The sequence below is a fragment of the Rhodococcus sp. IEGM 1379 genome, from assembly GCF_030056815.1.
Classification (GTDB): domain Bacteria; phylum Actinomycetota; class Actinomycetes; order Mycobacteriales; family Mycobacteriaceae; genus Rhodococcus_F.
The window spans coordinates 22,465-31,024 of record NZ_JASHKR010000051.1; the positions used below are offsets into that span (position 1 = coordinate 22,465).

The window sequence follows — 8,560 nt, forward strand, 5'->3', positions numbered from 1 at the left end:
TCCGCTCGGCCCGTCAGTCGATGCCGCCGCCTCCGCTCGGCCCGTCAGTCGATGCCGCCGCCTCCGCTCGGCATGGGAATCTTGATTACCCTGTCGTCATTGGGGCCAGGTTCGCCGGCGGTCTTGTTGATAGTGCTGACCCACAACAGTCCGTCTGATCCGACGGCCAGGCCGCCGAGTTGACCGTACGTATCCTTGGCAACCGTCCCCGGGGCAGCGGTGATTGCTCCCGTGCCGGGGTCGGAAGCGAGAGACGAGACTGCTTTACCGGCGCCGAGTGCTACCGCCACGACTCCTCGGGCGGCAACACACCCACCCACTCCTGGACGGTCCGGCCACGTCCAAGCCGGCGTCGTGACGATTCCGTCGATGCCCACACGTTGGAGGCGGTCTTCGAGTGCGGTGCGATCGGTGACCCAGGTCGCGATCCCGGGATCAACGCAAACCCCGCCGCCATTGCCGATGCCCGACAATACGATCTCAGGGCGAGGCGGGGTCGGCGACGGACTCAATGACCGAACTCGAAGCAACTTTCCGGCCAGAGATCCGGGATCTGTTGCCGCAGCGGGGTTTCCGGTATCTCCGGTCAATACCATCAATTGATCGGGTGCTGCGAATTCGAGTGATCCACCGTTGCCGTTAGCGCCGCGCGGAATTCCGCCGAGAACTTCCTTGGCAGAGTCTCCCGGGGCGATTCGGACCACCCGATTGTCGGTGCCGGTTGTGACGTACGCGTAGATCAGATTGTCTTCGACGAAGGTGGGGGAGAGTGCGATGTCGAGAAGTCCTCCGTCGCCACTGCCGTCGACGTCGATCTTGGCCACTTCGACGGGCGTCTGCCCCGGGGCGACTTGCATGATTCGGCCGGTGCGGCGTTCGGCGACCAGGCCTGTGGTTCCGTCGGGCAGGGTCAGGAGCCCACCGGTGGTGTCGAGACACGTCGCGATGACGGACGGGTCGGGATCCTGGCACGGACCGAGGGGGCCAGACGGAGGTTGAGGCGTCTCGGTTGTCGACGGCGGTGGATTTTGTGGTTGGACGTCGACAACGGATTGCTGGACAGGTTCCGGGGTGAACGGGGTCGTTGTCGACTCGTCGAAATGCGCACAACCACCCAGAAGGACGGTGGTCATTGTCACGGCACATGCAATCGACGTTCTGTGCCCACCCGTAGTCATGGGGAAGACGTTACGTAACAGATGGCATGTCCCGCCACGCCGGAGTAGGTTCCCCGACGAGTTCGCGAAACGGACCTAGGCTCACCACTGTGACTGACGAGCGGAAAGACCCCAGCGAAGTTCCTGAAACGGACACAGCGTTGGGCAAAGTATCGAGTCCTTACGATCTTCCCACCGAAAAATTTCCGACGGTGAGTGCCAAGAATCCCTTGCCGCGTACCGACGACGAATTGGAGTTCGGGTCGGCGAATGGAAATTCCGTGACCGAACAGCTTCCGACCTATCGTGCCCCGGGTGCCGACAAGCAGACTGAGGTGCTCAGTCGCGATCCCGCCTACGAGATATCGGCTGATCAGGTTCCGGTCGCTGATCCGGTGCCGGTGGTCAGCGACTCGTCGGACTTGTCGACCGGACGGGGAACGCTCGATCTCGGTCTGCTGGTGCTCCGTCTGGCGGTCGGTGGGACGGCATTGGTGCACGGACTGCAGAAGCTGACCGGTATCTGGAACGGTCCGGGTCTGGGTGGTTTCGAAACGATGTTGGCCGACGCCGGGTTCGAGCAGGCAAAATTGCTCGCGATCCTCGGTGGAGTCGGCGAGGTTGCCGGTGGCGCGCTGCTCATCCTGGGCCTGCTGACGCCGGTAGCCGCTGCGTCGATTCTGGCCGTGATGATCAATGCCTGGGCCTTGCGTCAGGCGAGTGCGCCCGGACTCGAGTATTTTGCACCTGACGGAACCGAATACGAGATGCTGCTGGGCCTCTGTGCTGGTGTCATCATCTTGACCGGTCCGGGTCTTCTGGCCTTGGACGGGCGCCGTGGGTGGGCAAAGAGGCCGTACGTCGGGTCGCTGGTGGTCCTCGTTCTCGGTATCGCTGCGGGTGTGTGCACGTGGATCTTCCTGAACGGTGCCAATCCGCTGATCTGATTGTGTGACTGGTTCACCAAAGAACCGCCGCCCTCCATTCAAGGAAGGCGGCGGTTCTTTGGTTAGCGGGCAGTGTCAGTCTTTGACAAGCACCGGTGCGGCATTCGCCGACGGGATGACTGTCCCGTCCTTGATCTTGCGGCCGAGTACCGACTTGCGGTGTCCGTACAAGAAGTAGACGACAACGCCGATCGCCATCCAGACGACGAATCGGATCCAGGTCTCGACCGAGAGATTGAGCATCAGCCAACCGCAGGCGAGAACGGCGAGAATCGGAACGAACGGAACCCACGGCACGCGGAATCCGCGCGGCAGATCGGGGCGAGTGCGACGCAGGACGATGACGCCGATGCAGACGAGTACGAATGCGAACAGTGTGCCGATGTTCACCATTTCTTCGAGCGTTCCCATGGGGAAGAACGCTGCGAGCACAGCGACGATGCCGCCCACGATGAGAGTAATGCGGACCGGGACGCCCTTGTCGTTGGTCTTTGCCAGCTTGCGGGGCATGAGGCCGTCACGCGACATTGCGAACAACACTCGCGTTTGGCCGAGCATCATCACCATGACGATGGTGGTCAGGCCGGCCAGGCCGCCGAAGTTGATGGCAGTTTGGGCCCAACCGATCCCGTTGGCCTCGAAGGCAGTGGCCAGCGTGGCACTGGAATCGCCGACCAGCGGGCTGCCGTCCTTCAATTCCGTGTACTTGACCATTCCGGTGAGCACCAGGGTCACCGCGACGTACAGGACGGTCACAATCGCGAGGGATCCGAAGATTCCGCGGGGTAGGGCCTTCTGGGGGTCCTTTGTTTCCTCCGCAGTGGTTGCGACGACGTCGAACCCGATGAAGGCAAAGAACACCAGGCTGGCTGCGGCCAGCAGACCGTAGGCGCCGTAGCTACTGCCACCGGCACCGGTGAGCCAGGAGAACAGGGTCTGATGGATTCCACTTGCCGAACTGTCGGCACCTTCGGCCGGCGGGATGAAGGGAGAGTAGTTCTCCTTCTTGATGTAGAACGAGCCGACGATGATGACCAGGAGTACTACGGCAATCTTGATCGCGGTGATGACCGCGGAGACGCGAGAGGAAACCTTGGTTCCGATGGCGAGGATGGTCGTGATTGCCGCAATGATGAGCAGTGCGCCCCAGTCGAAACTGATCGGTCCGAGGTGGGCGGTGGTACTGCCACTTGCCCCGATGACATTGCCTAGATAGAGCGACCAACCCTTGCCGACAACTGCCGCGGCGAGCGCGAATTCGAGGATGAGGTCCCAGCCGATAATCCAGGCTGCGAACTCTCCGAAGGTTGCGTACGAAAATGTGTACGCACTGCCGGCGACAGGAACAGTCGACGCGAACTCGGCGTAACAGAGGGCTGCGAGCGCGCAGGCGATGGCCGCGAGGACAAACGCGAGCGAGATCGACGGGCCGGCAACGTTGCCTGCGGTTCTGGCGGTGAGCGTGAAGATACCTGCGCCGATGACGACGGCGACACCGAAGACCGTCAGGTCTTTCGCGGTCAGTTCCTTTTTGAGCTTTGTTTCAGGCTCATCGGTGTCCGCGATCGATTGCTCGACGGATTTGGTGCGCCATATGCCGACTCCGGGCATGTATTGCTCCTAGGTTGATTCCCGGCGACCTTGTGGGGGCCGGGAGGTGGCTGACTGTTGTCGAATGTGATGTGGGTCTCAACGACCTGCTGAGGGAACCATTGGTGAGCGCAGTGCGCAAGTCGAGACGACCGAACTGACTGAAATGATTACTTTGGTTGCTGTTGAGCCCCTCTAGGTATCTGATTTGATCAGCTGGCGTCGTGCACACTACGGCAGGGTGAGTCTACTCACCTATTTCACCTTCGAGGGTGTCTGAAATGTCTGGCGTGCCAGGTTGTTTCACTGGACCGGGCCTCGCCAGGGTGCTGAATTTTTCGGTACCTGTCGGTCGGTCCTGCTATCAACGAGTAATCAAACGCGACGTCAGCGTCGGCTCGGCCAGAAGGAGATCTTGATGGTGGTCACCCACCTCGGCGCACTGCGCGGTCTTCCGGCATTCGATTTTCCCAACCCGGCAGCTTCGTGCGGCGCGTTGCCTGGCGCCGACGCCGTAGCCTGGCGAATATCGGTGGAACCGTACGCCGATGACGCGGAGGAATTTGCTGACGCCTGGGCGAGGTTCGTGGAGACGGTGGACCTGTCGGCGGTCCAGGCGTTGATCATCGGTCAGTGGGGGAAATTGTACGAGGTTGACTCGTCGTCGATCGTGGAACTGATTGTCGGACAACAAGAACGGTTGACGTCGCTGCGCGCGCTGATTCTTGCCGACATCACGCAAGGGCAGCAGGAGACCTCCTGGATTCAGCAATCCGACGTCACCCCGATTCTCGCGGCGTTTCCGAGGTTGGTCGAATTGGGGATTCGCGGCGGGACCGAATTGCAGTTCCCCCCAGCAGGACATGCTTGTCTGCGCCGTTTGACCATTGAATCGGGTGGCCTGCCTGTCGACGTAGTCCGCGGAATATCCTTCAGCGAATTCCCGGCCCTCGAGTCTCTGGAACTCTGGCTCGGCGACGACGGATACGGCGGCGACACCACCGCCGAGGATCTCTCTGTCCTTCTCCGCGGTGAATCCTTGCCGTCGTTGAAGCATCTCGGCTTGCGGAACAGTGAGATCCAGGACGCCGTTGTGCACGCTGTAGTGGCAGCCCCGCTCCTTGCCCGGTTGCGCACCCTGGATCTGTCGCTGGGCGTTTTCACCGACGACGGTGCTGCGGCATTCCTCGCCAGCCGCCGGTTCGCCCATCTCGACTCGCTCGATCTACACCACCACTTTCTTTCCGACGCCGTAGTTGCGGACCTGACCCGGCACTGCGCCGAATTGGCGGTTCACGTCGACTTGTCGGAGCAGATGTCGCCGGACGCGTACGACGGCGAGGTGTGGCGGTGTGTTGCGTTCTCCGAGTAGATAATTCAGGATTCGTCGAACCGATCCCACTGCATGTGGTTCGGTGACAAAAAAGGTCCCCAGCCGCACGCGCCTGGGGACCTTTTCGGGTGCTGCTACTTACGGGACGTAGCGAACCGCGCCCTTGTCAGCTGACGTCGCCAACGCTGCGTAGGCGCGCAGGGCGGTGGTGACGGTGCGCTGACGATCAACCGGGTGCCACGGACGCTCGGAAGCTTCCATCTTGGCGCGACGATCAGCGAGGACGTCGTCGTCGACGAGGATCTCGAGGCGACGAGTGGCGACGTCGATGCGAACCTGATCGCCGTTCTGGACCAGGCCGATAACTCCGCCGGCTGCAGCCTCGGGGGAGATGTGGCCGATGGACAGTCCGGAGGTTCCGCCGGAGAAGCGGCCGTCGGTGATCAACGCGCACTGCTTACCGAGGCCGGCGCCCTTGAGGAATGCGGTGGGGTGCAGCATTTCCTGCATGCCCGGGCCGCCCTTGGGTCCCTCGTAGCGGACGACGAGGACGTCGCCCGGCTTGATCTTCTTCTGCAGGATCGCCGAGACGGCTTCTTCCTGAGATTCGACGACCAGCGCGGGGCCCTGGAAGGAAAAGAGATCTTCGTCGATGCCTGCGGTTTTGAGGATCGCGCCGTCGACGGCGACGTTGCCGCGTAGGACCACAAGGCCACCCTCGACCGTGTAAGCGTGTTCGACGTCGCGGATGCACCCGCCGGCTGCGTCGGTATCGAGTGAGCTCCAACGGTTTTCGGTGGAGAAGGGCTCGATCGTACGCACTCCGCCGGGAGCGGCGTGGAACAGTTCGATCGCTTCGTCGGTCGCCTTGCCGGAGCGGATGTCCCAGTCGTCGAGCCACTGGTCGAAGCTTTTGGTGTGCACGGTCGACACGTCGGTCTCGAGGAGTCCACCGCGGCGCAGTTCACCGAGCAGTGCGGGGATTCCGCCGGCGCGGTGGACGTCTTCCATGTGGTAATCGGAGTTGGGGGAAACCTTGGACAGGCACGGCACCTTGCGGCTGATGGCGTCGATGGTTTCGAGGTCGAAGTCGACCTCACCCTCCTGTGCGGCGGCCAGAATATGCAGGACGGTGTTTGTCGAGCCACCCATTGTGACATCCAGAGCCATTGCGTTACGGAACGCAGCCGGGGTTGCGATATTGCGCGGCAGCACCGACTCGTCGCCGTCGCGGTAGTACTTGAGAGCAGCCTCGACGACTGTGGTGCCGGCGCGAGAGAAGAGTGCGTGCCGAGCCTTGTGGGTCGCGAGGGTTGAACCGTTGCCGGGCAATGCGAGGCCCAGAGCCTCGGTGAGGCAGTTCATGGAGTTGGCCGTGAACATGCCCGAGCAAGAACCGCACGTCGGGCAGGCGCTGCGCTCGACCTCGTCGAGGCCCTCGTCGGAGACGGCGTCGTTGGCGGACGCCGAGATGGCGGTGATGAGGTCGGTGGGGGCCTGCGCGACGCCGCCGACGACCACTGCCTTACCGGCCTCCATCGGTCCGCCGGAGACGAAGACGGTCGGGATGTTCAGGCGCATCGCAGCATTGAGCATGCCGGGCGTGATCTTGTCGCAGTTGGAGATACACACCAAGGCGTCAGCGGTGTGTGCGTTGGCCATGTACTCGACGGAGTCGGCGATGATCTCGCGGCTGGGCAGCGAGTAGAGCATTCCACCGTGACCCATGGCGATGCCGTCGTCGACGGCGATGGTGTGGAACTCGCGCGCGACGCCGCCGGCTGCCGCGATTGCCTCGGCAACAATTTCGCCCACGTTCTTGAGATGCACGTGGCCGGGTACGAACTGGGTGTACGAGTTCGCGACGGCGACAATCGGTTTACCGAAGTCGGAATCCGTCATTCCTGTGGCGCGCCACAGGGATCGGGCTCCGGCAGCATTACGTCCGACGGTGGTGGTGCGTGACCTCAACGGGGGCATGGGCGTATTCCTTATGTGATCGTTGCTGATCTACTTCTTTGCCGCGCGAAAGTCAGGTGCAATGCACCGCGCGGCGAAAAGAATTGAAGCGAGGGCGATTCAACGCTACTCGGGCGTTACTTTTGTTCTTCTTCGGGCTGCTTATCCGAGTCGGTTGCCGGCTGTTCGGACTGGGCTGATTGTTCGGCCTGCTCTGCTTGTTCTGCGTCGAACGCTGCTGCCGCAGATGCGAACGGATCGGTGATGCGGCCACCGCTGGCGATTGCGATCTCGGGGAGACGGTGGAAGCTGACCGCCGGCAGCGGCACCTCGGTTCCGTCGGTGAGTTCGGCGCGGGCCCAATTGCGCTTCGGAAAGCGGAAGCCCTTGACTTCGTCCCAGGAGAGGGTGCGCTTCGAGAACATCGAACGGACCTCGAGGCCGTCGTTGCTGACGGTTGTACGTAGCCGTGCAACCAGATATACGGCGAAGATCGGGAGGATTACCAACCACCCGAAGGCGACCGGCCATCCAAAGATGGGGAAGCTGACGGCGAAGAGGAGAAACGCGCACGCCATGTAGGCGAGCTGCGAAATGCGGATGACGTACCGAAGTGGTTTCGGCGTGTGGGATGATTGAGCCGGTGGCACGGGCTGCTGCGAAGTTGACACCTCTACATCTTCGCATTGCAGCTGATGTATCTCAGATTCTGGGACGGTTGACTCACCAAGTTTGCCGTTCGCGACTAGCGCCTCTACTGTCGAGTGCGTGAAACAGAATGAGTTGCTCGTAATCGGCCGGCGCGTCGTCGCTTGAGTCGATAATTTTCAACTCACCAGATAACGACGCGCCACCCTCGCTCAGCAGACGCTGACGGGGGTTTTTTGTTGCCCGGATCCAGAATCAGAGGATTTCCAAGTGAGCGCACCAACAGCACGGCCTCAACCTTCGCCGCGAAAGTCAGGGACACCGAGCCCGACAACCGCGGCTGCCGCAACGCCGACGGTCAACCGTCGCCAGCTCCCGCCTGAGCGGGTATCCGGCGCGCAGTCTGTGGTTCGAGCCCTCGAAGAGCTCGAGGTGGAAACGGTATTCGGCATTCCCGGTGGAGCCGTCTTGCCGCTCTATGATCCGCTCTTCGATTCGGTCAAGGTGCGTCACGTTCTCGTTCGCCACGAGCAAGGTGCAGGTCACGCTGCCACCGGCTACGCCCAGGCCACTGGCAAGGTTGGCGTCTGCATCGCCACTTCGGGTCCCGGTGCAACCAACCTGGTGACCCCGCTCGCCGACGCGCAGATGGATTCCGTGCCGGTCGTTGCGATCACCGGACAGGTCGCCCGCAGTCTCATCGGTACCGATGGATTCCAGGAAGCCGATATCTCCGGCATCACGATGCCGATCACCAAGCACAATTTTCTCATCACCGACGCTATCGATATCCCGCGGATCATCGCGGAAGCGTTCTACCTCGCGTCCAGCGGTCGCCCCGGCGCCGTGCTGGTCGATATCCCCAAGGACATCCTCCAGGCGCAGACCACGTTCTCGTGGCCGCCGGAGATGCGTCTGCCCGGCTA

Annotated in this window: 7 protein-coding genes; 3 read left to right on the forward strand and 4 right to left on the reverse strand. The window is 62.1% G+C overall.

The annotated features are described in order from the left end of the window. Positions 1–44 precede the first annotated feature (44 nt). On the reverse strand, positions 45–1,178 hold the full coding sequence (locus tag QM600_RS21485; RefSeq protein WP_502943051.1) for a PQQ-dependent sugar dehydrogenase: 1,134 nt from the start codon (positions 1,176–1,178) through the stop codon (positions 45–47). An 89-nt stretch (positions 1,179–1,267) separates the two neighbouring features. On the opposite strand from QM600_RS21485, the gene QM600_RS21490 reads away from it, so the two are divergent. After that, positions 1,268–2,104 (forward strand): DoxX family protein, encoded by an 837-nt coding sequence (locus QM600_RS21490; RefSeq protein WP_283263571.1) that lies wholly within the window; start codon positions 1,268–1,270, stop codon positions 2,102–2,104. Positions 2,105–2,179: 75 nt separating this feature from the next. Here QM600_RS21490 and QM600_RS21495 read toward each other — a convergent pair whose 3' ends face one another. Continuing rightward, positions 2,180–3,715 carry an amino acid permease gene (locus QM600_RS21495; protein ID WP_283263572.1) on the reverse strand — a complete coding sequence of 512 codons (1,536 nt, stop codon included), beginning with the start codon at positions 3,713–3,715 and terminating at the stop codon, positions 2,180–2,182. A gap of 397 nt (positions 3,716–4,112) precedes the next feature. Here QM600_RS21495 and QM600_RS21500 point away from each other — a divergent pair, with 397 nt between their 5' ends. After that, a complete protein-coding gene (locus QM600_RS21500) occupies positions 4,113–5,066 on the forward strand; it encodes an STM4015 family protein (protein ID WP_283263573.1) in 954 nt (317 codons plus the stop codon). Between the two features lie 99 nt (positions 5,067–5,165). On the opposite strand, the gene ilvD is transcribed toward QM600_RS21500, so the two are convergent. Together ilvD and QM600_RS21510 are read right to left on the reverse strand one after the other, a co-directional pair. Next, a complete protein-coding gene (gene ilvD, locus QM600_RS21505) occupies positions 5,166–7,007 on the reverse strand; it encodes a dihydroxy-acid dehydratase (RefSeq protein ID WP_283263574.1) in 1,842 nt (613 codons plus the stop codon). Positions 7,008–7,123: 116 nt separating this feature from the next. Further along, positions 7,124–7,636, reverse strand: a complete 513-nt coding sequence (locus QM600_RS21510) for a PH domain-containing protein (protein WP_283263579.1) — start codon at positions 7,634–7,636, stop codon at positions 7,124–7,126. A 268-nt stretch (positions 7,637–7,904) separates the two neighbouring features. Between QM600_RS21510 and QM600_RS21515 the strand changes: the two genes are divergently transcribed. Next, a partial coding sequence (locus QM600_RS21515; protein ID WP_283263575.1) for a thiamine pyrophosphate-binding protein occupies positions 7,905–8,560 on the forward strand: 656 nt, incomplete at its 3' end.

Bases quoted from the DNA above. Each gene is read 5' to 3' on its own strand.
- QM600_RS21485 (WP_502943051.1), bottom strand. From the start codon at position 1,178: ATGACTACGGGTGGGCACAGAACGTCGATTGCATGTGCCGTGACAATG.
- QM600_RS21495 (WP_283263572.1), bottom strand. From the start codon at position 3,715: ATGCCCGGAGTCGGCATATGGCGCACCAAATCCGTCGAGCAATCGATC.
- QM600_RS21500 (WP_283263573.1), top strand. From the start codon at position 4,113: ATGGTGGTCACCCACCTCGGCGCACTGCGCGGTCTTCCGGCATTCGAT.
- ilvD (WP_283263574.1), bottom strand. From the start codon at position 7,007: ATGCCCCCGTTGAGGTCACGCACCACCACCGTCGGACGTAATGCTGCC.